This window comes from Amycolatopsis sp. NPDC114484 (genome assembly GCF_055633755.1).
This window is the reverse complement of record NZ_JBVKDQ010000033.1, coordinates 48,119-70,885: the sequence shown is the minus strand read 5'-3', so window position 1 is coordinate 70,885 and position 22,767 is coordinate 48,119. Positions and strand designations below refer to the sequence as shown.

Annotated in this window: 18 protein-coding genes; 10 read left to right on the top strand and 8 right to left on the bottom strand. The window is 70.2% G+C overall.

Translation table 11 applies throughout. The features are described from left to right. The first annotated feature begins 12 nt into the window (after positions 1-12). Positions 13-915: an SDR family oxidoreductase gene (locus ACZ7SW_RS41935; protein ID WP_470235927.1), complete on the top strand. Its 903-nt coding sequence runs from the start codon at positions 13-15 to the stop codon at positions 913-915. Here ACZ7SW_RS41935 and solA read toward each other — a convergent pair. From solA to ACZ7SW_RS41920, 3 genes are all read right to left on the bottom strand, one after another. After that, positions 905-2,029: an N-methyl-L-tryptophan oxidase gene (gene solA, locus ACZ7SW_RS41930; RefSeq protein WP_470235926.1), complete on the bottom strand. Its 1,125-nt coding sequence runs from the start codon at positions 2,027-2,029 to the stop codon at positions 905-907. The two genes, ACZ7SW_RS41935 and solA, sit on opposite strands and share 11 nt — an antisense overlap. Continuing rightward, entirely contained in the window at positions 2,026-4,260 is a 2,235-nt protein-coding gene (locus ACZ7SW_RS41925) for an FAD-dependent oxidoreductase (RefSeq protein ID WP_470235925.1), read from the bottom strand. Before ACZ7SW_RS41925 ends, solA begins: the two co-directional genes overlap by 4 nt. Before the next feature lie 182 nt (positions 4,261-4,442). Beyond that, the gene (locus ACZ7SW_RS41920) at positions 4,443-5,228 is read right to left on the bottom strand and encodes an IclR family transcriptional regulator (RefSeq protein ID WP_470235924.1); all 786 of its coding nucleotides are present in this window, start codon (positions 5,226-5,228) and stop codon (positions 4,443-4,445) included. 172 nt (positions 5,229-5,400) lie between these two features. Between ACZ7SW_RS41920 and mtrA the strand changes: the two genes are divergently transcribed. The 6 genes from mtrA (at position 5,401) to secA (ending at position 15,320) form a co-directional block, all read left to right on the top strand. After that, positions 5,401-6,078 (top strand): MtrAB system response regulator MtrA, encoded by a 678-nt coding sequence (gene mtrA / locus ACZ7SW_RS41915; RefSeq protein WP_005150760.1) that lies wholly within the window; start codon positions 5,401-5,403, stop codon positions 6,076-6,078. Between the two features lie 7 nt (positions 6,079-6,085). After that, the gene (gene mtrB, locus ACZ7SW_RS41910; protein WP_470235923.1) at positions 6,086-7,816 is read left to right on the top strand and encodes an MtrAB system histidine kinase MtrB; all 1,731 of its coding nucleotides are present in this window, start codon (positions 6,086-6,088) and stop codon (positions 7,814-7,816) included. Beyond that, a complete protein-coding gene (locus ACZ7SW_RS41905; RefSeq protein ID WP_470235922.1) occupies positions 7,813-9,570 on the top strand; it encodes an LpqB family beta-propeller domain-containing protein in 1,758 nt (585 codons plus the stop codon). Before mtrB ends, ACZ7SW_RS41905 begins: the two co-directional genes overlap by 4 nt. 84 nt (positions 9,571-9,654) lie before the next feature. Beyond that, a complete protein-coding gene (locus ACZ7SW_RS41900; protein ID WP_470235921.1) occupies positions 9,655-10,293 on the top strand; it encodes a ComF family protein in 639 nt (212 codons plus the stop codon). A gap of 1,163 nt (positions 10,294-11,456) precedes the next feature. Next, entirely contained in the window at positions 11,457-12,140 is a 684-nt protein-coding gene (hpf, locus tag ACZ7SW_RS41895) for a ribosome hibernation-promoting factor, HPF/YfiA family (RefSeq protein ID WP_451997816.1), read from the top strand. Between the two features lie 261 nt (positions 12,141-12,401). Next, positions 12,402-15,320: a preprotein translocase subunit SecA gene (gene secA / locus ACZ7SW_RS41890; protein ID WP_470235920.1), complete on the top strand. Its 2,919-nt coding sequence runs from the start codon at positions 12,402-12,404 to the stop codon at positions 15,318-15,320. A gap of 212 nt (positions 15,321-15,532) precedes the next feature. On the opposite strand, the gene ACZ7SW_RS41885 is transcribed toward secA, so the two are convergent. Further along, positions 15,533-16,012, bottom strand: coding sequence for an Rv3235 family protein (locus tag ACZ7SW_RS41885; protein WP_470235919.1), 480 nt, complete (start codon positions 16,010-16,012; stop codon positions 15,533-15,535). Positions 16,013-16,373: 361 nt separating this feature from the next. Here ACZ7SW_RS41885 and ACZ7SW_RS41880 point away from each other — a divergent pair, with 361 nt between their 5' ends. Then, positions 16,374-16,757 (top strand): HAD-IA family hydrolase, encoded by a 384-nt coding sequence (locus ACZ7SW_RS41880; RefSeq protein WP_470235918.1) that lies wholly within the window; start codon positions 16,374-16,376, stop codon positions 16,755-16,757. Here the strand turns inward: ACZ7SW_RS41880 and ACZ7SW_RS41875 are convergent. Then, on the bottom strand, positions 16,750-17,514 hold the full coding sequence (locus ACZ7SW_RS41875; protein WP_470235917.1) for a TrmH family RNA methyltransferase: 765 nt from the start codon (positions 17,512-17,514) through the stop codon (positions 16,750-16,752). The two genes, ACZ7SW_RS41880 and ACZ7SW_RS41875, sit on opposite strands and share 8 nt — an antisense overlap. A gap of 34 nt (positions 17,515-17,548) precedes the next feature. On the opposite strand from ACZ7SW_RS41875, the gene ACZ7SW_RS41870 reads away from it, so the two are divergent. Both ACZ7SW_RS41870 and ACZ7SW_RS41865 read left to right on the top strand, forming a co-directional pair. Continuing rightward, the gene (locus tag ACZ7SW_RS41870) at positions 17,549-18,946 is read left to right on the top strand and encodes a WS/DGAT/MGAT family O-acyltransferase (protein ID WP_470235916.1); all 1,398 of its coding nucleotides are present in this window, start codon (positions 17,549-17,551) and stop codon (positions 18,944-18,946) included. Next, positions 18,943-19,434, top strand: a complete 492-nt coding sequence (locus tag ACZ7SW_RS41865) for a DUF6912 family protein (protein ID WP_344270789.1) — start codon at positions 18,943-18,945, stop codon at positions 19,432-19,434. Before ACZ7SW_RS41870 ends, ACZ7SW_RS41865 begins: the two co-directional genes overlap by 4 nt. 122 nt (positions 19,435-19,556) lie before the next feature. On the opposite strand, the gene ACZ7SW_RS41860 is transcribed toward ACZ7SW_RS41865, so the two are convergent. The 3 genes from ACZ7SW_RS41860 to rsgA form a co-directional block, all read right to left on the bottom strand. Next, positions 19,557-20,354 (bottom strand): SCO4651 family lipoprotein, encoded by a 798-nt coding sequence (locus ACZ7SW_RS41860; protein ID WP_470235915.1) that lies wholly within the window; start codon positions 20,352-20,354, stop codon positions 19,557-19,559. Positions 20,355-20,506: 152 nt separating this feature from the next. Further along, positions 20,507-21,412, bottom strand: coding sequence for an SCO4651 family lipoprotein (locus ACZ7SW_RS41855; RefSeq protein WP_470235914.1), 906 nt, complete (start codon positions 21,410-21,412; stop codon positions 20,507-20,509). A gap of 310 nt (positions 21,413-21,722) precedes the next feature. Continuing rightward, positions 21,723-22,745: a ribosome small subunit-dependent GTPase A gene (gene rsgA, locus ACZ7SW_RS41850; protein ID WP_470235937.1), complete on the bottom strand. Its 1,023-nt coding sequence runs from the start codon at positions 22,743-22,745 to the stop codon at positions 21,723-21,725. Positions 22,746-22,767: the final 22 nt, after the last annotated feature.

Sequence of the window (22,767 nt, the reverse complement as noted above, 5' to 3'; positions counted from 1 at the left end):
AAAGGAAGGCCCATGCGGGTTTTCGTCACCGGGGCCAGCGGCCACGTCGGCTCGGCTCTCGTTCCCGAACTTCTCTCCGCCGGACACGAGGTGGTCGGCCTCGCCCGGTCGGACGCCTCCGCCGCGACGCTCGCCGAACGCGGCGCGCAGGTGCGACGCGGCGACCTCGACGATCTCGACGGCCTGCGCGCGGCGGCCGCCGAGGCGGACGGCGTCGTGCACTTGGCGTTCAAGCACGATCTGATGGCCAACGGCGGGTTCGCCGGAGCGGTCGACGCGGATCTCGCCGCGTTGAAAGCGCTCGGCGAAACCCTCGCCGGTACCGGAAAGCCGCTGGTCTCGACCTCCGGAACCCTGATGTTCGCCGGACTCGGCCGCACCGGCACCGAGGACGACCGCCTGCCCGGCGGGCCGCGGGTCGACGCGGAGAACTCCGTGCTCGGGCTCGCCGATCGCGGCGTCCGGTCGTCGGTCGTCCGGCTGCCGCCGTCGGTGCACAGCTCGCTCGACAAGCACGGTTTCGTCCCGACCATGATCCGGTTCGCCCGCGCGGCCGGGGTTTCGCCGTACGTCGGCGACGGGGCCAACCGCTGGTCCGCTGGCCACACGCTGGACGCGGCCCGGCTCTACCGGCTGGCCTTGGAGAACGCTCCGGCCGGAACCATGCTCCACGCGGTCGGCGACGAGGCCATCTCGCTCCGGCGGATCGCCGAGACGATCGGTGCCCGGCTCGGTGTTCCGGCGAAGTCCATCACGCCGGGGGAAGCCGCGGCGCACTTCGCGTTCCTGGCGCCGATGGTGCGGATGGACGCGCCGACCTCCGCCGCGCGCACCCGTGAACTCCTCGACTGGAAGCCGGAACACCCTGGCCTGCTTGAAGACCTGGCGGAGGAGCACTACTTCGCTACGGCGTGAACCTCGCCGGATCGAACAGCGCGATCGGATGCCGCGTCGTGCCGTCGACGATCAGGTCGGCGAGGATCTCCCCGACCACCGGCACGAATTTGAAGCCATGACCGGAAAATCCGCCCGCCACGACCACGCGCGGATGCTTCGGGTGCGGGGCGATCACGAAATGCTCGTCCGGGGTGTTGGTGTAGAGGCAGGTCGCCGCGCGGCGGAAGGTCGCCGGGAGGGTCGGCATCCGGGACCCGACGACGGCCGCGACCGCGCGCACCTCGTCGTCGTGGATCCGCCGGTCGATCGTGTCGGCGGTGCACGGTTCGCCGCCAAGGTGCACGGCGACTTTGACGCCTTGCGCGGTGTGCGCGGGGAAACCGTAGAACTGGCCGCCTTCAGCGGTTTCCCAGATGTACACGGGATGATCGGTGAACGGCCGCACGTCCTCCGGTTCGAACCAGTACTGGACCTGGCGTCGCACCTCGAAGTCGACGCCCAGGTCCGCGAGCAGCACCGGTGCCCACGCGCCGGGGCACAGCACGAGCCGCTCGGCGGTGTAGTAGCTCGAAGCGGTGCCGACGCGCACCCCGGTTTCCGTGCTGGTCCAGGTGAAAACCTGCTCTTCGTGGTGCAGTTCGGCACCGTGGCGCGCGGCGAGCTGCAGGTGCGCGGCGACGCTTCCTTCCGGCGACACGAAACCGGCGCCGGGTTCCCACAGCGCCACCTCGTCCTCGGCCGGGGTGATGGTGGGGAACCGGTGCCGGATCTCGGCCGCGTCCAGGATTTCGTGCGGGATGTCGAACTTCTCCGCGGAAAGCGTGCTGCCCGTGATCGTGCGCGACTCCGGCGGTCCGCCCATCACCGCGCCGCAGCGGGTGAACAGCGACCGTCCGGAGTCCCGTTCGAGCTGGTCCCACATTTCGTGCGCGCGCAGCATCAGCGGTACGTAATCCGGGCCTTCGAGGTACGCCTGCCGCGTGATCCGCGAACCGCCGTGGCTCGAACCGAGGTTGTGCACCGGCGCGAACTGGTCGATCCCGAGCACCTTCTGTCCTCGTTGCGCCAGCCGGTAGGCAGCCGCGCTTCCCATGCCGCCGAGACCGATCACAATCACGTCGTAATGCGTCATTCACCGCTCCTCAACGGTTCCGCGGCCACCCTCGCCGCGAACCGTTCCCCGAAGTGTTCGATTTCCACCGGCGTCCGCGGCCGGGCGTCCTCGACGGAAAGCCAGGCGTAGGCCAGGTTTTTGTCGATGGTGTAGCCGTACGCGCCGCTCGTGACGTATCCCGCCGGACGGCCGTCGACGTACACCGGCTCCCGGCCCCGCATTACGGAATGCTCGTTGTCGACGATCAAGCACACCAGTTTCCGCCGCACCGTCGAAGGGGAACGGTGGAGAAGCGTGTCCCGGCCGAGGAAATAGCCCTTGTCCATCCGCACCGCGAACCCAAGACCGGCTTCGTACGGATCGTGCTCGGTGGTCACGTCGACGCCGCAGCTTCGGTGCCCTTCCTCGATCCGGAGGCCGCGCAGCGCGTCCTCTCCAGCCGCGACGATCCCGTACGGCTGCCCGGCTGCCCAGAGCGCGTCCCACAGCGACCGGCCGAGATCCGCGCCGGTGTGCAGCTCCCAGCCCGCTTCTCCCACCTCCGACACGCGCAGCACGGTCACCGGCACGTCGCCGACGTACGTCCGCCAGGCCCGGGAGTCCGATGTGGACAGTTCGGGCAGCATCCGTTCGGCGAGCGGCCCCCACAGGCCGAGACAGCAGGTGCCGCCGGTGGTTTCGCGCAGCTGGACCGAGCCGTCGCCGGGCAGATGACGGCGCAGCCAGGCGACATCCCGATGGTGGCGCGCGGCGACGTGAAACTGCTCCACGCCGAGCCGGGCGACGGTGAGATCGCTGCGGACCCCGCCGTCCTCGCCGAGCAGCAACGTCCCGGTGACGGAGCCGGGCGGACGGTCGAGCTGGTTCGTCGTCATCGTCTGCAGGAACGGCAACGCGCCGCGGCCGGTGATCTCCAGCCGTCGCCGCGGGGTCAGGTCGAACAACGCCACCCGGCTCCGAGCCGCGACGGCCTCCTCGCGGCTGCCGGAATATCGCTGCGGCCGTGCCCAGCCGTCTTCCTCGCGAAACTCCGCGCCCAGCGCGACTTCGCGCTCGTGGCACGGCGAAGTGCGCAGCAGTTCCGTCGCTGGCCGTTGATGCCCAGCCGTCGTCAAACTCCGCTCCCGGACGCGGCCGGGCGCGAGCTGCAGCCGATCGAACCGGGCGAGGTCGACGGAATGCAGGTCGAGGTGCGCTTGCCCCTCGATGAGCCAGCGCGTCAACTCCCGCGCGACCCCGGCGGACCACGCGCAGTCCACCGCCTCGGCGACCCAGAACCCGTCGAGATCCGGATGCTCGCCCAGCAACGGCAACCCGTCCGGCGTGCCCGGGACCAGCTGCCGGACCCCTTCCTCGACCTTCGCGTCAGCCAGCGCCGGCACCAACGCGAGCGCAGCCGTCCACGACTCCTCGAAGCCGGCCGGAGCGAACTCGGCGTCAGTCTCGAGCGGACCCAGCGCGCTGATGCCCAGCCGGTCGACGTGCTCGCGCAGCGACAGCCCGGCACCGCGCAGGATCGGTTTGTCCGCCTCGGTGAAGTGGTCGTTGTCCCCGGCGAGCTGCGCCAACGGGGTGGTCCGCGCGTGATCGACGGCGATCGGCACCACCGGCACCGCGAGCTCGACCAGCCGACCGAACTGCGGCCCGCGCACCCCGGCGCACGAGATGACCACGTCGGCGCGGAACCGGTCGGTCGCGGTCGCCACCGCGGTCACCCGGCCCGCCGTGCGCACGATCTCGACAATCTCTTGCCCGGTAAGGAATCTCGCGCCCCGTTCCTTCGCACGGCGGGCCTGGGCGAGCGCCGCGCGGATCGGTTTGACGAGCCCGTCGCCGGGCAGGTGCAGGCCGCCGGCCACGTTCGCGGGGTCGAGCAGCGGGTGCAGCTGGGCGCATTCGCCCGGTTCGCGCAGATAGCCGCGCACCCCGGACGACGTCGCCCAGCCAAGCCGTTGCCTCAGCTGGGAAAGCCGCTCCGGCGTGGTCGCGAGTTCCAGGCTCCCGACCGGCTGGAAACACCAGCCGCCGTCGACGGTCAGCCCGCTGTACTTCTCCGCGGTGTACTTCGCGAACTCGGACGCCGTGCGGTCCGCGTGCGTGCGGAACAGCAGGCCCGGCCCGGCCGAGGCGATCGCCGGTTCCGGTTCGAGGACGGTGACGTCGGTCCAGCCGCGTCCGGTCAGCTCGTCGGCGACCGCGCAGCCGAGGAGCCCGGCGCCGAGCACAACCACCCGCGGTCGCACTGCCATCGCGAGGTACCTCCTGCCTGCCGGCCGTCGCGGACGGCCCGGCTCGGGACGAGACAGGCATGCCGGAACGCTCCCGCCGGGGAACGGACGCGTTGCGGATGGAGATCGATGTTCCGTCTGCTGCAACTCACAAATTGCGGGATCGCGGGCGCGCTGTCAAGAGAGCGGCCGGGGCGCCGGGTTCACGCGGAGAAGTAGCCAAGCTGGGCGGAAAGCTCCCGCGCCGCCTCTGCCATCGGTGCGACGATCTGCCGGATCCGCTGCTTGGACAGCCGGTAAGACGGACCGGACGCGCTCATCGCCGCGACCACGTCGCCGCCGGGCCCGCGCACCGGCACCGCGACGGCGTGCATGCCCAGCTCCAGCTCCTCGAAGGAAGCCGCGTAGCCGTCCTCGGCGACGCGTTCCAGCTCCGCCGCCAGCTCGTCCCGGTCGACCGTGGTGCGCGGCGTGTACTGCTCCAGTTCGTGCGCGAGCATCCGCTTGCGCTCGTCGTCGTCCATCGCGGCGAGCAGCACCTTGCCGCTGGAGGTGGCGTGCAGCGGCGTGCGCTGGCCGGTCCAGTTCTGCGTGGTGATCGCCGCCGACCCGCGGGCCTGGCTGATGTTGATCGCGACGCCGTCGTCGGCGATCGCGATGTTGACCGTCTCGCCCAGCTCCTCGGCGAGCGTCTGGCAGGTCTGCCTGCCGAGCTTCGCCAGGTCCATCCGGCCGGTCGCGGCACCGGCCAGCCGGACCACGCCGAACCCGATCGCGTACTTGCCGCGTTCGCCCAGCTGCTCGACCAGCCCGTGCGCCTCCAGCACGCTCAGCAGCCGGGACGCGGTGGACTTGTGCACGCCCAGCTCGCCCGCGATCTCGGTGATGCCGGTTTCGCCGTTGCGGGCCAGCAGCTCCAGGACGGTGATCGCCCGGTCGACGGACTGCACCGCGCTTCCCGTTGCGTTTCCCGAGTCCTGGTTCCGCATAGCGCAACAGTAACCGTTCGGCTGCGATCTGTTCGGCTGAGCGGGCGAATCCGGTCGCGGCCGGACGCCGGAGGGTCCAGATGGCCCAACCGGGCCGGTGATCTTGATCTTTCCGGTGGTCAAACGCGCGGGTCGTGCGCGCCGGTGCGGGCGGTAGTGCGAACATGTGGTCATGAAGGCACGTGTCTTGGTGGTCGACGACGACCCGGCGCTGGCGGAGATGCTCACCATCGTCCTGCGCGGGGAGGGGTTCGACACCGCGGTCGTCGCGGACGGTTCGCGGGCGCTGCCCGCGCTGCGGGAGCTGAAACCGGACCTCGTCCTGCTCGACCTCATGCTGCCCGGCATGAACGGCATCGACGTGTGCAAGGCGATCCGCGCCGAGTCCGGCGTGCCGATCGTCATGCTCACGGCCAAGAGCGACACCGTGGACATCGTGCTCGGGCTCGAGTCCGGCGCCGACGACTACGTGGTCAAGCCGTTCAAGCCGAAGGAGCTCGTCGCCCGCGTGCGCGCCCGGATGCGCCGCACCGAGGCCGAGCCCGCCGAATCGCTGACCATCGGCGACCTGGCGATCGACGTTCCCGGGCACGAGGTCACCCGGGAGGGCAAGGCGATCCCGCTGACCCCGCTCGAGTTCGACCTGCTCGTGGCGCTGGCCCGCAAGCCGCGCCAGGTGTTCACCCGCGAGGTGCTGCTCGAACAGGTGTGGGGCTACCGGCACGCGGCCGACACCCGGCTGGTGAACGTGCACGTCCAGCGCCTGCGCTCGAAGGTGGAGAAGGACCCGGAGCACCCCGAGGTGGTGCTGACGGTGCGCGGAGTCGGGTACAAGGCCGGCCCGCCGTGATCCGCCGATGACCGGTTTCGCGGGGCGGCTTCGCGCCGCCGCCCGCGCCACGGCCCGGCTCTCCGGCCGGGTCGTGGTTTTCGCCCGCCGCCGCGCGGTGGCGTTCAACGAGCTGTGGAAGCACTCGCTGCAGTTCCGCGTCACGATCTCGACGCTCGCGCTGTCCTCGGCCGTGGTGTTCGTGCTGGGCATGGTCCTGCAGAACCAGATCACCGAACGGCTGCTGGACACCAAGCGCCGCGCCGCGATCGAGCAGACCCAGGCGCTGGCCGACACCGCCGCGCGCGAGCTGGTCGGGATCGGCGGCGAGTCCCCGGACGCGCTGCACACGCGGCTGCAGAACGCGCTCAAGAAGATCTCGACCACGTCCTCGTCGCGCGCGGGTTCCACCGCGGGCACCTTCGAACCGGTGCTGGCCAGCGTCGGGCGCGGCCAATCGGACGCCGACCCGGTGTACGTCGGTCCGTTCAACTCGGTGCCGGAGCGGCTGCGCCAGTTCGTCGAGGCCGACCACCTCGCCCGGCTCGAGCACACCGTCGACGAGAACGGCGTGCGGACCACCTACCTGATCGTCGGCACCTCGCTGATGTCCGGGGCCAGTCCGCTGCAGCTGTACCTGCTGTTCCCGCTGACCAGCGAGCAGACCACCGTGTCGACCGTCCAGAACACCTTGTTCGTGGCCGGAATCGTGCTGCTGCTGTTGCTCGCCGGCATCACGAACCTGGTGGTCCGGCAGGTGGTGCGGCCGGTGCGGCAAGCGGTCGCGGCGGCCGAGCAGTTCGCCGGCGGAGACCTCGACCAGCGGCTCGCCGTCGTGGGCGAGGACGACCTCGCCAAACTCGCGGTGTCCTACAACAGCATGGCGGCCAGCATCCAGAACCAGATCCGCCAGCTCGAGGAGTTCGGCGGCCTGCAGCGCCGCTTCACCTCCGACGTGTCGCACGAGCTGCGCACCCCGCTGACCACCGTGCGGATGGCCGCCGACGTGCTGCACGCGTCCCGCGAACAGTTCCCGCCCGGGCTCGCCCGTTCCACCGAGCTGCTGGTCGACGAGCTGGACCGGTTCGAGGCGCTGCTCGGCGACCTGCTGGAGATCAGCAGGCTCGACGCGGGCGTCGAGGAGCTGTCCGCGGAGTACATCGACGTGCGGCCGATCGCGACCCGCGCGGTCGAGCAGGTGCGGGTGCTCGCCGGGACCGCGGGCAGCGCGGTCGAACTGGTGCTGCCGGACGAGGACGCCTCGGCCGAGGTGGACGCGCGCCGGATCGAGCGGATCCTGCGCAATCTGCTGGCCAACGCCGTCGACCACAGCGAGGGCAAACCGGTGGTGCTGACGGTCGCGGTGAACGAGACCGCGGTCGCGATCACCGTCCGGGACTACGGCGTCGGCCTGCGGGCCGGGGAAGCCGAGCTGGTGTTCAACCGGTTCTGGCGCGCCGACCCGTCGCGCAACCGGCGCACCGGCGGCACCGGGCTCGGCCTCGCGATCAGCCAGGAGGACGCGCGGCTGCACGGCGGTGTCCTCGACGCGTGGGGCGAACCGGGCCACGGGGCGTGCTTCCGGCTCGCGGTGCCGCGCCACCAGGGCGTGCCGATCGCCGACAGTCCGCTGGTGCTGCCGCCGCCGGACGCCGTCTCGGAGATCACGCTCTCCCCGTCGTCGGTCGCCGAACTGCAGCCCGCGCCGGAGGCGATCCTCGCCGATCCGGCCCCGGACCGGGAGGAGGTCGGTCAGTGAGGCGAGCCCTTCTCCTTCTCGCCTGCGTGCTGGTGCTCGTGAGCTGCGCGAACGTTCCGCAGGAATCGCTGCCGGTCGTGGTGTCCGCGGAAAAGGCGCCGCAGCAGGCCAACAACGCGCCGGAGCCGCCCGCCAACGCCGAACCCCTCGACATCGTGCGGCTGTTCATCAAGGCCAACGCCGATCCGCGGTCGGGCAACGCGGCCTCGCGGGCGTTCCTCGACGACAAACAGCGCGGCGCGTGGCGGCCGAACCGCTCGTTCACGATCATCGACAAGACTTTCAGCACGGTCTACGACACCGCGGCTTCCGGCCCGACCGCCACGTCCGCGCCGCCGTCGACCGCGCCGGATCCGAACGTCCGCACGGTTTCGGTGCGCGGTTCGGTGCTCGGCACGCTGAGTGCGGACTCCGCGTTCATCCCCGGCAGCGGCCCGGCCGAGCAGACCTTCCAGGTGCGCAAGCAGGCCGACGGGCAATGGCGGATCTCCAGCCCGCCCCCGCCGGTGCTGCTGGTGACCGACGACGAGTTCGACGGCAACTACAACCCGGTCGCGGTGAGCTTCTACTCGCCCGATTCCGGCGCCTTCGTGCCGGACCTGCGCTACGTCCCGGCGAAACCGCAGTCGGGCATGCCGGGCCGGGTCATGGACCTGATCCTGCAGGGCCCGTCCGCCGGGCTCGCCGGCGCGGTGAAGAACCTGTTCGGCGACGGGGTGTCGCTCGAGAACAACGTGAAGAACAACGACGACGGCTCGCTCACCGTCCCGTTGAGCGGGCTCTCCGGGACCAGCCCGGAGACGCGGACGCTGATCGCCGCGCAGATCGTGCTGTCGATGCAGACCGTCACCTCCACCCGGATCCGGCTGCTCGCCGACGGCGCGCCGCTCGTGCGCAACCACGAGTACTGGCGCGGCAGCGACGTGCCCTCGTACACCGCCTCCTCGTCGCCGAGCCTTGGCCTGATGACGATCGGCGGCCGCGTCCGCTCGCTCAGCGACGGCGCGCCGATCGCGGGCGCGGCGGGCGACGGCGCGTACCAGGTGGTGAACGCGGCGCAGTCCATCGACGGCAAACGCCTCGCGGTGGTCGAGCAGGACGGCGACCGGGTCCGGCTGCGCATCGGCGATCTCGGCCGCGACCTGCCGACGGTCGACCTCGGCGGCGGTTCGCTGAGCCGCCCGACCTGGCGGCCCGCCCCGACCGGAGCCGGTCCGTCGAACGAGGTGTGGACGGTCGTCGACCATTCGATCATCGCGCGGATGGTGCTCGACCCGAACGGCCGCTGGCTGCGCCAGAGCGTCAACGCGAACGACCTGCTGGCACTCGGGCCGATCGGCGTCCTCCGGCTTTCCCGGGACGGCGCCCGGGTGGCCGCGACGGTGAACGGCCAGCTGGTCGTGGCGTCGGTGGTGCGCAGCGGCGACACGGTCACCTTGCGCGAGCCGCGCGTCCTGCAGCCTGGCGTTCTGGTCGACGTCTCGGACGTGGATTGGGGTTCCACGCCGGACACCCTCGTGGTCGCGACGTCGTCGCCCTCGCAGCCGGTCCAGCGGCTGTCGGTCGACGGACGGCGGATGGACGCCTACAACAGCTCGAACCTCACCGCTCCCGTGCGCGCGGTCGCGGCGGCCCCGAGCCAGCCGATCGTGGTCGCGGACGCCGGGGGCCTGTGGACGGCGACCGAACTGGGCGAGGTGTGGCGGCCGCAGTCGCACTCGATGCAGAACGCGGAGCCGTTCTATCCGGGATGATCCCCGGGCTCCTTCGGCGCGGATTTCGGTCTCCGGTGTCCGCACGGCCCGAAACTGTCGGTGGTCGGGTGCACACTCGGAGTCATGTTGCTGAGACTTCTGCTGAACCTGATCCTGCCGACGTTTTGCGCGGGCTGCGAGACCCGCGGCGCGCCCGTGTGCGCCGGATGCTCCACGGCGTGGGGGTCCCCCACTGAGGTGTTTCGCGCGCCCTTGGCCGCCCCGGCCTACGCCTTGGCGCGCTACGAGGGCGTCGCCAAGCGAACCTTGATCGCCTGCAAGGAACGCCGCCGTCGCGATGTGGCCCCGTTCCTGGGCCGGGTGCTGGCCGCTGGCCTGAGGGCGCTGCCTTCGGGCGGTCCCCGGGCCAGTCCGTGGTGCCTGGTTCCCGCTCCGAGCCGTCGGACCGCTTCGCGAGTTCGCGGAGGCCCACATGTCCAGCGGATCGCCGCGGAAGCCGCCCGGCTGACCGGGGCTTATGTCGCGCCCGCCCTGGTGCTGAAGGGCGGACGCGACGCGGTCGGCCTGAGCCGGGCTGAACGAGTGGCCAACCTGGAGGGCCGCCTGCGCTTCACCGCGGCCGGCCGCCCGCCGCCGGACGCGCGGGTCGTGGTGGTGGACGACGTGATCACCACAGGCGCCACGTCCGCCGCATGCGTCACGGCGTTGAAAAACGCGGGCGTGCCAGTGGTGGCGGTGCTCGCCCTGCTGGCGACAGTCTGAGAGGCAGCCTGTCCCACGTCCGAAACCCGAACGCTCCCTGGCCGAGTCCGAGAACCCCGCTGCGCACCCAGATTGGCGGCATCCGAAACCCGAACGCGCCCTGGCCCGGTCCGCTCCGAAAGTCCGCTGCGTGCCGGGACTGGTGGCATCCAGACCCGAACGTGCCCCTGGCCCGGTCCGCTTCGAGAATCTTCCTGTGTGCCGGGGCCGGTGGCATCCAGACCCGAACGTGCCCTGATCCGGTCCGCTTCGAGAATCTCGCTGCGTGCCGGGACCGGTGGCATCCGAAACCTGAACGTGCTCTGACACAGCCCGAGAACCCGCCGCACACCGAGATCGGTGGCATCCGAAACCCAACGCCCCCTGGCCCGGTCCGCTTCGAGAATCTTCCTGCGTGCCGGGACCGGCGGCATCCAAACCCAAACGTGCCCTGGCCCGGTCCGCTCCGAGAATCTCCCTGCGCACCGAGATCGACGGCCTCCAAACCCGAAATCCGGCCCCCCGGGAAACCGATCACCCGCTCCAACCACCGCTAAAACGGAACGCTTCCAAAAAACACCCACCCGAAAAACGTCCCCCGCTTTCTCACCAGGGAGGTAACCCGCACTCCAACGCCCACTACCGCCAGGTGTCACCTACACGAGTGATGTCAAGAGGGAACCTCCCGCCGTCGTCGCCCGTTGTCCGGACATGAGGATCAAGGCCGGAATCACTCCCGCAACGGGGCAGTCCACCGAGGTGGCGGCTGTGCTGGGCGGGCCGGTCACCCTCGGCGTCCGAGGTGCCGCCGGGTTGCGCCGTCCGCGTGAAACTTGGGCGCGCGGGCTCGGCCTTCCGAGCGGCGGTTTCGGGCTGCGCACGCATGATTCACTGCGCCCCGTGACCAGTTCCCGGATCGTGACATCCCCCGGCTCGGGGGCTGTTGCGGACGGCGTGATGAAGCTAACGTGCACCGCTATCAGCAATACCCGCAGGCAGGGAGGTGTGCAGCCCATGTCCCTGGCGCCGGCGGCCCGCTGAGTCCGCGTTCGCGCTACCGCCACGAGACGTCGTGATCCGGTCGCGAATTCTTTATCAGCCCGCCGAACCCGTGCAGTAGCCGTTCAGTACCGGTGCCGTGAGAACACAACAGCTCGCAGTTTCCTCAGCGAGGGAGGTCGTGTATGGACATCGTCGTTAAGGGCCGCAACGTGGAGGTGCCCGAGCATTACCGGGCGCTTGTCAGCGAAAAGCTGGCCCGCCTTGAGCGCTACGACAAGAAGGTCATCCGCTACGACGTGGAGCTCTTCCATGAGCCCAACCGCAGGCAGGCCAAGAGCTGCCAGCGCGTCGAGATCACCGGGAAGGGCCGCGGTCCGGCTGTTCGCGCGGAAGCGAGCGCAGCCGACTTCTACGCAGCGCTCGACTCCGCCGTCACCAAGCTGGAAAACCGGCTCCGGCGGACACACGACCGCAGGCGCGTGCATTACGGACGCAGCCGTCCTGAGTCGGTCGCCGAGGCGACGTCGATGGTCGGCGGATCCGATGCGGTCGCCGGGCCCGCCATGGGCACGGCCGTCCTGGACGCACCCGACGCGACCGAATCCATGGTGAACGGTTTCGCGGCGACGAGTGCGGGCGACATTCCCCGGCAGGGGCGCTGGGAAGACGAGGACCTGGGCCATCAGCCCGGCCGCGTCGTCCGCGAGAAGCAACACGACGCGGACCCCATGACGGTGGACCAGGCTCTCTACGAGATGGAGCTGGTCGGCCACGACTTCTACCTGTTCAACGACTCCGAGGCCGGCCGGCCGAGTGTCGTCTACCGGCGAAAGGGCTTCGACTACGGCGTGATCCGGCTGGGCTGACCCCACCCGGAACAACCTCGCCGGCGGCCCGCACGCGAACGCGTGCGGGCCGTCCGCGCGCCCGGAGCGCGACCCGTGACCCGACCTTCGTCGGGACCTGTGCAAACCTCCCGTGACCTTCTGCGACGACGTGCGTGCGCGGACCAGTCCGCGTTCCCTACGATGGGGGAGACGGCGGCGGCGCACACGGGCGCCAGCCGTGGCGATTACTGCCCGGGAACGGCCTGGGCTCGATCATGATCAGCTAGTGAGGTCGACCGGATGGTGCTGAACCGCCTGCTCCGCGCGGGCGAGGGCAAGATGGTGAAGCGGCTGCGCAACATCGCCGATCACATCAACACCCTCGAAGACGACGTGAAGGACCTGTCGGACGCCGAACTGCGGGCCAAGACCGACGAGTTCCGCGAGCGGTACGGCAAGGGCGAATCCCTGGACGAGCTGCTGCCGGAGGCGTTCGCTGTCGCCAGGGAAGCGGCGCACCGGGTGCTCGGCCAGCGGCCGTACGACGTCCAGCTCATGGGCGGCGCCGCGCTGCACCTCGGCCAGGTCGCTGAGATGAAGACCGGCGAGGGCAAGACGCTGACCTGCGTCCTCGCGGCCTACCTGAACGCCATTCCGGGGGACGGCGTGCACGTCGTCACCACCAACGACTACCTCGCCAAGCGCGACGCCGAGTGGATGGGCCGCATCCACCGCTTCCTCGGTCTCGAGGTCGGCGTCATCATCGCCGAGCAGGACCCGCAGGAACGGCGCAAGCACTACAACGCCGACGTCACCTACGGCACGAACAACGAGTTCGGCTTCGACTACCTGCGCGACAACATGACCTGGTCGCTCGACGAGTGCGTGCAGCGCGGGCACAACTTCGCGATCGTCGACGAGGTCGACTCGATCCTCATCGACGAGGCGCGCACCCCGCTGATCATCTCCGGCCCGGCGGACCAGTCGTCGCGGTGGTACGTCGAGTTCGCCCGGCTCGCGCCGCTGATGCAGGGCATCGACACCACCACCATGGGCACGCGCGAGCGGGTCGAGAAGGCCAACCTGATCAACTCGAAGTACCACTACGAGACCGACGTCCGCAAGCGCACCGTCGCGGTGACCGAGAAGGGCGTCCGGTTCGTCGAGGACCAGCTGGGCATCGAGAACCTCTACGAGGCGGCGAACACCCCGCTGGTCGGCTACTTGAACAACGCGCTCAAGGTCAAGGAGCTCTACCACAAGGACAAGGACTACATCGTCCGCGACGGCGAGGTCATGATCGTCGACGAGTTCACCGGGCGCATCCTCGTCGGCCGCCGCTACAACGAGGGCATGCACCAGGCGATCGAGGCCAAGGAAGGCGTCGAGATCAAGGCGGAGAACCAGACTCTCGCCACGATCACGCTGCAGAACTACTTCCGGCTCTACAAGAAGCTGTCCGGCATGACCGGTACCGCCGAGACCGAGGCGGCCGAGTTCCACCAGACCTACAAGCTCGGCGTGGTGCCGATCCCGACGAACCGGCCGATGGTCCGCGCGGACCGCGCCGACCTGATCTACAAGAACGAGCAGGCCAAGTTCGAGGCCGTCGCCGAGGACATCGCCGAGCGGCACGAAAAGGGCCAGCCGGTGCTGGTCGGCACGACGAGCGTGGAGAAGTCCGAGCACCTGTCGAAGCTGCTGCTCAAGCTGGGCGTGCCGCACGAGGTGCTGAACGCGAAGTACCACAACAAGGAAGCGCTGATCGTCGCGCGGGCGGGCAAGAAGGGCCAGGTCACGGTCGCCACGAACATGGCGGGCCGCGGTACCGACATCGTGCTCGGCGGCAACCCGGACATCATGGCCGACGAGGTGCTGCGCGAGCGCGGCCTCGACCCGGTCGAGCACTCCGAGGAGTACGAGGCCGCGTGGCCGAAGGTGCTCGAGGAGATCAAGGAAGAGGCGCGGGTCGAAGCGGACGCGGTCCGCGAGGCGGGCGGCCTTTACGTGCTCGGCACCGAACGGCACGAGTCGCGGCGCATCGACAACCAGCTGCGCGGTCGTTCCGGACGGCAGGGCGACCCCGGCGAATCGCGGTTCTACCTGTCGCTGGGCGACGACCTGATGCGCCGGTTCAACGCGGTGCTGGTCGAACGCATCATGACCACCATGCGGCTGCCGGACGACGTGCCGATCGAGCACAAGATGGTCTCCAAGGCGATCAAGAGCGCGCAGACCCAGGTCGAGCAGCTCAACATGGAGACCCGCAAGAACGTCCTCAAGTACGACGAGGTCATGAACGAGCAGCGCAAGGTGATCTACGCCGAGCGGCTGCGCGTGCTCGGCGGCGAGGACCTGCGCGAGCAGATCGAGCACATGATCATCGACGTGGTGAAGGCGTACGCCGCGGGCGCGACGTCCCAGGGCTACGCCGAGGACTGGGACCATGAGCAGCTGTGGACGGCGCTGAAGACGCTGTACCCGGTGAGCCTCGACTGGGACGACCTGGTCGAGGACGGCGACCTCGACGCGGAAGGCCTCACCCAGGCGCTGGTCGACGACGCGCTCGCCGCGTACGCCAAGCGCGAGGCCGAGATCGACGAGCTGGTCGGCGAGGAAGGCTCGATGCGCCGCCTCGAGCGCCAGGTCATGCTCACCGTGCTGGACCGCAAGTGGCGCGAGCACCTCTACGAGATGGACTATCTCAAGGAGGGCATCGGGATGCGGGCGCTCGCGCAGCGCGACCCGCTGATCGAGTACCAGCGCGAGGGCTTCGACATGTTCCGCGCGATGCTCGACTCGCTGAAGGAGGAGGCCGTCGGCTTCCTGTTCAACCTTCAGGTCGAGCGCGCCGAGCCGGAAACCGTGCAGCAGCCGGAACCGTCGGCGCTCCCGGGCGGCGTCACGTCCGCGACCGCCGCGGCGGCCGGTGCCTTCGGCAACCAGGGCGAGGACGAGGGCAAGCACGCTCGCCCGGCCCCGCCCCAGCCGCCGGCCACCGACTCCGACTCGGTCCCGTCCGCCTTGCGCGGCAAGGGACTCGGCGGCGGTGTCCAATCCGGACTGACGATGTCCGGCCCCTCCGAGGGCGGCGGCGTGGAGTCCCATTCGGACAGTGCGAACGACTCGGAAGCGGGCGGCGCGGGCGGCACCCGACGGGAACGCCGGGCCGCCGAGCGGGCGCAGTCCAAGAAGGGCAAGAAGGGACCGCGTCGCTGACGCGTCCCTGACCGTCCACTGTGGACGGCAAGACTGAGAACGGCAGCACGGGAACGCTCGTGCTGCCGTTCTTTTTGTCTGGCCACAGTGGACTTGAGATCGGTCGGGCCAGCGGATTGGGCGGCAGAGATCCGCTGGCCCGGCCGGACAAGATCTTCTTGGTTTTCGTTGTTGCGGGATCATTGTCCCGATTTCCAGGACGCGTGTCCTGATCAGGCGACTGACGGCCGCCCGGTCTGCGCGCTCTCGGCCCGCGGTGCGAGCACGTGAAAGCGCGTGCACACCCAGCCCGTCCGCGTGCGCTCGAACCGGGCCGCCAGGGCGAGCACGCGAGGTCCGGAATGGATGATCGCGCTGGTTTCGAGCGCTGTCTCAGCCGGACGGCAGACGTGCAGGTCCCCGGCGACGTGGTGGCGGATCCCCGGCATCAGCCCCTGGCTGCTGAGCCGGGAGAACAACGCCTCGTCCACGAGCGGACGGATCTGCCCCGCCGCGCGCCGTCCGGCGAGGACTTCGAGGATGGCGTTGAGACGCTGGCTGAGCCGTCGCCCGGTGGGCGGGTCGGCAAGCCGCAGCAGCCGATGCCCCGCGGGCGGCAGATCGTATGGCGACGGCCACGCGCCGCGTCGGTGTGTTCGTCGGCTCGTGACCCCCGGGGCAGCGGAAAGCGGCCGGAGGCTGTGGTTCGTCATTGAGTTCCTCCCCGAAACATGGACGTCCACCCGGGAGTTAGTGCGCGCCGGCGCCTCGTGATGGGACATTGAGTGCCTGATCCGGCGAAAAGGGCGGAATGACGCAGACTGGGGCTGCCTGATGCGCTATGGGGGCTCGCGCGGCAGTGGCTGCGGAGGCCGTCGGGGTGATGCGGCCGATGTGGTTGAGGCAGAGGGCGTTGCGGGGGAAGCGTTCGCGAGCAGGGCCAGTGTGGGCGCACCGCAGGTGCTCGTGTGGGGCCTGGGAGTCCTGCTTGATCCCCGGCAAATCCAGTTCTGCCAGCCGCGCCCTCCACAACGCGCACCGGCCCAGCGGCCAACCGACAGATAGGCTGGCGAAGTGCTGAAGGGCTTGCTAGTCGACTACGCCGGAGTGCTTACCGACCCGGACGCCGCGCTTCTCTACGACTACCTCCGCGACGCCCGGGCGAACGGCACCCGCACCGCGCTCGTGTCGAACGCGCCGGGAGCCGCGCCGGGGGTGAAAACCGAGCTGTCGCAGTACTTTGACGCGCTCGTCTTCTCCGGAGAGGTCGGGGTGGCCAAGCCGGATCGCGAGATTTACCTCGTCGCGGCCGAGCGGATCGGGCTGGCCGCGCCCAGATGCGTTTTCGTGGACGACGCCGAGCGGAACGTGCGCGGGGCCGTCGCCGCGGGCATGGTCGGCGTGCACCATCGCACGATCGCCGACACTCTCGACGAACTCGCGGCGTTGTTCAGCTGACCCCGCGCCGCACGAGTTCGAAGGACAGCACCGCGGCCGCGGCGGAGACGTTCAGCGATTCGACGTCGCCGGGCATCGGGATCGACAGCCACTCGGTGACCAGTTCCGCGACCGCCTCGCCGACTCCTTCGGTTTCGCCGCCCAGCACGAACGCGGACCGCTGCGGCAGCTCCGCGTCGAACACCGACGTCGCCGCCGAGGCGCCCAGCGCGAACAGGCTGTAGCCGGCCTCCACCAGCATTTCCGCCGCCTCGCGCGCCGATCCGCAGCGCAGTACCGGTGCCCGGAAGGCAACGCCCGCCGAGGATTTCACCACCATCGGATCCAGCGCGGCGACCCCCCGGCGCGGCACGATCACGCCGGACAGCCCGGCGGCCGTCGCGGTGCGCAGGATCATTCCGACGTTGGCCGGCGTCGTGATGCCGTCGAGGAGCAGCACCCGCGCGGGCGGGCGGCGGTCGTCCAGGGCCGCGGCGAGGGCGCGCATTCGCGGCGCGACGACGTCGGCCAGTACGCCCTGATCTTGCTTTCCGTTGCCGGCCAGCACTTTCACCCGATGCGCGCTCGCCCGCTGCACCTGCACCCCGGCGGCTTTCGCGGCGCGCTGGATCTCCGCGGCGGCGGGGCCGCGCGCGGTGTCGGCGAGGATCACCTTGTCCACGCGCAGGTCCGGATCGCCCAGCGCCTCCAGCACGGGCTTGCGCCCGTAAACGGTCAGGAAGCGGTCTTTCGGCGAACCCGCCAGCTCATCACCCACACCGGCCAGTCTCGCATTGTGTAAGGATCGGCTCATGCCCGACCGCCTGTCCGCGCTGGACGCCTCGTTCCTGTACGTCGAGGACCAGACGACGCCGATGCACGTCGGGGGCGTGGCGATCTTCGAGCGGCCGTCGTCCGGATTCACCTACGAGCAGGTGCTCGACCTCGTCGGCGCGCGGCTGGCGTTCCTGCCCCGCTACCGCCAGCGCGTGCTCGCCGTGCCCGGGCACCTCGCGCGCCCGGTGTGGGTGGACGACGTCGACTTCGACCTGAACTATCACGTCCGCCGCTCCGCGCTGCCCCAGCCGGGCAGCGACGACCAGCTGTTCGACCTGGTCGCGCGGCTGATGTCGCGGCGGCTCGCGCCGGAACGCCCGTTGTGGGAGGCGTATTTCGTCGAGGGACTGGCCGGCGACCGGGTCGCGATGGTGACGAAAACGCACCAGTCCGTTGTGGACGGTGTCGGCACGATCGACCTCGGCCAGCTGATCCTCGACGAGACCCCGGAACCGCCCGAGCCGTTCGAGGACATGTGGGCGCCGCGGCGAGAGCCGAGCCGTGCGCAACTGGTTCTCGACGCGATGAGCGAGACCGTGCAACGGCCCGGCGAGCTGATCGAAAACGTGCGCTCGATCGCGGGCGACGCGGTGACCACGGTGAGCAAGGCCGTCGAGACGCTCGGTGGCGTCGCCGCGACGGTGGCCCGGCCCGCCCCGTCCGGGCCGCTGAACGTGCGGGTGTCCGGCGGCCGGGTGTTCTCGGTGGTGCGCACCCGGCTGGAGGATTTCCGCAAGATCCGCGCGGACCACGGCGGCACGGTCAACGACGTCATCCTGGCCGCGATCACCGGCGCGCTGCGGGAGTGGCTGCTCTCGCGCGGGGAGAACCTCACGCCGACCGAAACCGTGCGCGCGCTCGTGCCGATGGCGGTCACCGACGTCGAAACCGCCGAGTTCGCCACGCCCGCGCTGGTCGGCAACGAGGTCGCGGCGTACCTGATCGACCTGCCGGTCGGCGAGCCGAACGCGGCGCTGCGGCTGCAGCACATCGGCCACGCGATGGCCGAACACCTGAATTCGGGAAGATCGGTGGCCGCGCGCGGGTTGCTGAAGGTGAGCGGGTTCGCGCCGGCGACGCTGCATTCGCTCGGCGCGCGGGCGGGCGGATCGCTGTCCGGGCGGATTTTCAACCTGATGATCACGAATTCGCCGGGGCCGCAGGTGCCGATGTACGCGGGGGAGGCGAGACTGGTGGAGATGTTCCCGGTGATGCCGCTGATGCGCACACAGGCGCTGGCGATCGGGGTCACCTCCTACCACGGCGGTGTCTACTTCGGACTCAACGGCGACCGCAAGGCCGCGTTCGACGTCGGGCTGCTCGGCGGGATGATCGAAGAAGCGCTGGAAGAGCTGAAGGGTGCGCACTGGTGAGGGTTTATCTGCCTGCGACGATCGCGATGCTGCGAGACCTGGAGGCCAATGGCGAGTTCCGCGCTCGCAGCGGCACCGGTTTCGCGCTGACGCCCGCCCTGCGCGAGGCGTACGCGAGCGGTTCCGACGAGGAACTGGAATACGCGGCTTTGCTGGACGCGGCCCGGGCGTCGCTGCGCCTGATCGCCGCTGAGGAAAAGGGCGAACCGCGGCGCGCGGTCGTGTCGGTGGACGTCGACGACGCGACGCTGCGCCCGGACCTGGACGCCGCTGTCGTGCGTCTCGCGGGTCCGGTGCCGAAGTCCCAGATCGCGGCGATCCACGTGGACTCGGCCGACGCGGAGGACGCGGTGACCGCCGCGGCGGCGGTGATCGACGCGGCCGACCTCGGCGACGAGGACGCCGAATTCACCCTCGGCGACGCCGAAGACCACGAGCTGGCCTGGTACGCGCTGCAGGAACTGCCCTTCCTGCTCGAACTGCTTTAGCGGTCCTTCACGGCACGTCAGCCGACGACGGCGGTCACGCGGATCTCGACGCGCATGCCGGGCGCGACGAGGGCCGGGACGCCGTCTGCGGATGAGTGAGCTCGCCGACCTGGCCTAGCTGGTCAGCCGCCGGTGAGAGTGCCGACGTCGGCCGGGGCCGGGGCGTCGACCGTGACCGGGGAATTCCAGTCTGTGTAGCGCGCCTTGACCGTGGCGACGCCGGTCTGGCCGGTGGCCTGCATGACCGGCGTCAGGTCCAGGACCAGCTGCATCGGCCGGTGCTGCGGGTCGAGCCAGAGGTCGAACGGGACCGTCTTGCCGCGGTCGCCGAGGCGGGTCAGCGCTTCGGCGGGCAGGCCGCCGGGCAGTTCGGAGCCGAGTTTCGCCAGGTCGACGGTCAGGTGATAGTGCTCGGCCGAGGCCCCGTCGAGCGTGGTTTCCTCGCTGGAGGCCACCGTCCCCGCCGTGCGGATCTGCGCCAGGGTGCGCGTCGGGTCGTTCTGCTCGGCCAGTTGCGCCAGGCTGCCGCCCAGCACCTGCGAGAGCGCATCGGTGCCGTCCGGCGACACCTTCACCCACGCTTTGTGGTCGCTGACCTGGTCCCGCGCGCTTTCCGGGACCTTCGCGTACAGGGTCTTGCCGACCAAGCGCAGTTCGAACGGCTCGCCGACGTAGTCCGTCGTCATCGACAGAGCCGTTCCCGCGCGGTCGAATTTCGCCTGGCCCTTCCCGTGGGACACGAGAGTGCCGGTGGTGACTTCGGCCGTGAACTTCGCGGTGTGTCCGGCCAGGGTCGCGGCGGAGGCGGCGTCCGCGAGCGTGCGGGCATCGGTGAAGCGCTGCGGTTCCGGGGTGCTGGAGCAGCCCGCCGAGGCGATCGCCAGCAGCGCGGCGACACCCGCGACGGCCGTCCTGCGCATCCGAAAACCCTCTCTGACCGGCCGTGAAGTGCCTCCAGCCAAGCACAGCGCGCGGGGCCGACCCGTTCGGGGGAACGCGTGCTACCGGCAGTAGCGCACAAAAAGCGGGCCCCGAGCCGGAATGGCTCGGGGCCCGCGAAAAGCCGCTGGGATCAGCGCCCCATCTTCTTCATGATCTCGCCGAAGTCGGTGACCTGGTCGGCGGACGGCGCGGCCACGTCGACCGGCTTGCCCCAGTCGGTGTACTTGACGGTGATCTTGCCGCCGGCGGCCGCGGCGCTCGAGCCCGTCGACGCGCCGAGCGACTTCATCATCTCGGACTGGTCCATCGTGACCTGCAGCGGAAGCTGGTCCTTGTCGATCCAGATCTCGGCCGGGATCTTGATGTTCTTGCCCTCGAGCATCTTCTTCATCTGCTCCTGGACCTCGGCGGGCTGGCCCTTGGAGTAGGTCTCGATGGACTTGCTGACGTCCAGCTCCACCTTGTAGTGGTTGACCTTCTCGCCGTTCAGCTCGACCTGGTCGGCCCCGGTGATCTGGCCGGTCTTGGAGACCTGGTCGAGGATCTGCGTCGGGTCGCTCTGCTGGGTCGACTGAGCCATGGCCTTGCTGAACGACTGCGACATCGGGTCCTTGGCGTCCGGCGAGATCTTCAGCCACGGCTTGTCGGTGCCGAACTGCTTGGCCTGCTCGGCCGGGACCTTCATGTAGAGGGTCTTGTCGACGTAGCGCATCTCGGTGGCGCCCTGCGGGGTGTTCATCGTCATCGTCATGGCGGAGTTCTCGCCGTCGAAACGCATCGAGCCCTCGGCCTTCATGGACTGGCCGCCCATGGACATGTCCATCGACATCTTCGCCGACTTGGCCTTCTCGGTGCCCTGCTTGGCCGCGTCGGCCAGCTTCAGCGCGTCGCTGAACGGCGACGCCAGGCCGGACCCGCCGTCCTTGGACTGCCCGGCCGGGGCCGCGGTGCCGTTCTCGGCGCTCGAGCCGCAGCCCGTCAGCACCAGCGCCAGCGCCGCACCGGCGGCGACGGCGAACGTCGTGGTCTTGCGCATGGTTCTCCCCCTAGGAAGGAATCGGTCTTTCACTTGCGTGGTCGCCGGTCGGCCTTGACGGCCGCGCCCTTGCGGTCCGGCGCGCGGGCCACTGGCGGGGTGACTCCGCGAGGTTGCTTCTGTGACGCCGTCCGGCGGGAAAAGGTTCCCTCCGCCGGAGAGGTTTCTTCCGGTTTATCTTATCCGCCCACGTCGTCCAGCTGATCCGCAGCTGGCCCCGCGACCTCGAGCGGCCGCGTGACGTCCCCCTGGACTTCAGTGCTGTCGCACTCCGTATCGGCGGCGGACGCCAGGGGTTACACCGGGCAGATCACGATTCGGCGCGGAGGTCCCCGCCGCCGCCCGCCCGCGACACCAGCAGCCTGCGCAGCGACGCCAGCCGGTCCGCTCCGGCGTTGCCGTCGGCGACCACGGCGTCCAGCGCGCAGTCCGGGTCCTCGGGCGGGCCGAGGTGGCCGCAGTTCGTCGGGCATTCCTCGGCGGCCTCGGCGAACTCTTCGAAGGCGTTGACGATGTCGTCCGCGGTCACGTGCGCGAGCCCGAACGACCGGACGCCGGGGGTGTCGACCACCCAGCCCCCGCCCGCCAGCGGCAGCGCGACCGCGGCCACCGAGGTGTGCCGTCCCTTGCCGACCGAGCTGACGTCGCCGGTCGCCAGTTCGGCGGCGGGCACCAGACGGTTGACTAATGTCGACTTGCCGACTCCGGAATGGCCGACGAGGGCGGTGATCCGGTCGCCGAGGCGTTCGCGCAGGCCCTCGGGTTCCTCGTCGTGCCGGGTGACGATGGCCGGGACGTCCAGGCCCGCGTAGCCGGCGAGCAGCGAATCCGGGCTGGCGAGGTCGGCTTTCGTCAGGCACAGCACGGGTTCCAGACCGCCCGCGTAGCACGCGACGAGGCAGCGGTCGATGAATCCGGGACGGGGGAGGGGATCGGCCAGCGAGGTGACGATCAGCAGTTGCGCGGCGTTCGCGACGACCACGCGCTCGTACGGGTCGGTGTCGTCGGCGGTGCGGCGCAAGACGCTGGAACGCTCGTCGACGCGGACGATCCGGGCGAGCGTGTCCGGCCGTCCGGAGACGTCGCCGACCAGCGCCACCGTGTCCCCGACGACCACCGAGACGCGGCCCATTTCGCGGGCCCGCATGGCCATCACGACGCGGCCCGGATCGGCGTCGACCGCGCACGTCCAGCGGCCGCGGTCCTTGCCGATCACCATCGCGGTGACCGCGTCGGCGTGCTCGGGCCTGCGCTTGCTGCGTGGCCTGGTGCCCTTGCCGGGACGCACCCGCACGTCGGATTCGTCCAGCCGCTGCCAGTCGCCTCGCGCCAAGCCGTCCACGTCCTCCCGGTCG

Excerpts from the sequence above, each read along its gene's own strand:
- ACZ7SW_RS41935 (WP_470235927.1), top strand. The coding sequence starts at position 13 with ATGCGGGTTTTCGTCACCGGGGCCAGCGGCCACGTCGGCTCGGCTCTC.
- solA (WP_470235926.1), bottom strand. The coding sequence starts at position 2,029 with ATGACGCATTACGACGTGATTGTGATCGGTCTCGGCGGCATGGGAAGC.
- ACZ7SW_RS41925 (WP_470235925.1), bottom strand. The coding sequence starts at position 4,260 with ATGGCAGTGCGACCGCGGGTGGTTGTGCTCGGCGCCGGGCTCCTCGGC.
- ACZ7SW_RS41920 (WP_470235924.1), bottom strand. The coding sequence starts at position 5,228 with ATGCGGAACCAGGACTCGGGAAACGCAACGGGAAGCGCGGTGCAGTCC.
- mtrA (WP_005150760.1), top strand. The coding sequence starts at position 5,401 with ATGAAGGCACGTGTCTTGGTGGTCGACGACGACCCGGCGCTGGCGGAG.
- mtrB (WP_470235923.1), top strand. The coding sequence starts at position 6,086 with ATGACCGGTTTCGCGGGGCGGCTTCGCGCCGCCGCCCGCGCCACGGCC.
- ACZ7SW_RS41900 (WP_470235921.1), top strand. The coding sequence starts at position 9,655 with ATGTTGCTGAGACTTCTGCTGAACCTGATCCTGCCGACGTTTTGCGCG.
- hpf (WP_451997816.1), top strand. The coding sequence starts at position 11,457 with ATGGACATCGTCGTTAAGGGCCGCAACGTGGAGGTGCCCGAGCATTAC.
- secA (WP_470235920.1), top strand. The coding sequence starts at position 12,402 with ATGGTGCTGAACCGCCTGCTCCGCGCGGGCGAGGGCAAGATGGTGAAG.
- ACZ7SW_RS41885 (WP_470235919.1), bottom strand. The coding sequence starts at position 16,012 with ATGACGAACCACAGCCTCCGGCCGCTTTCCGCTGCCCCGGGGGTCACG.
- ACZ7SW_RS41870 (WP_470235916.1), top strand. The coding sequence starts at position 17,549 with ATGCCCGACCGCCTGTCCGCGCTGGACGCCTCGTTCCTGTACGTCGAG.
- ACZ7SW_RS41860 (WP_470235915.1), bottom strand. The coding sequence starts at position 20,354 with ATGCGCAGGACGGCCGTCGCGGGTGTCGCCGCGCTGCTGGCGATCGCC.
- ACZ7SW_RS41855 (WP_470235914.1), bottom strand. The coding sequence starts at position 21,412 with ATGCGCAAGACCACGACGTTCGCCGTCGCCGCCGGTGCGGCGCTGGCG.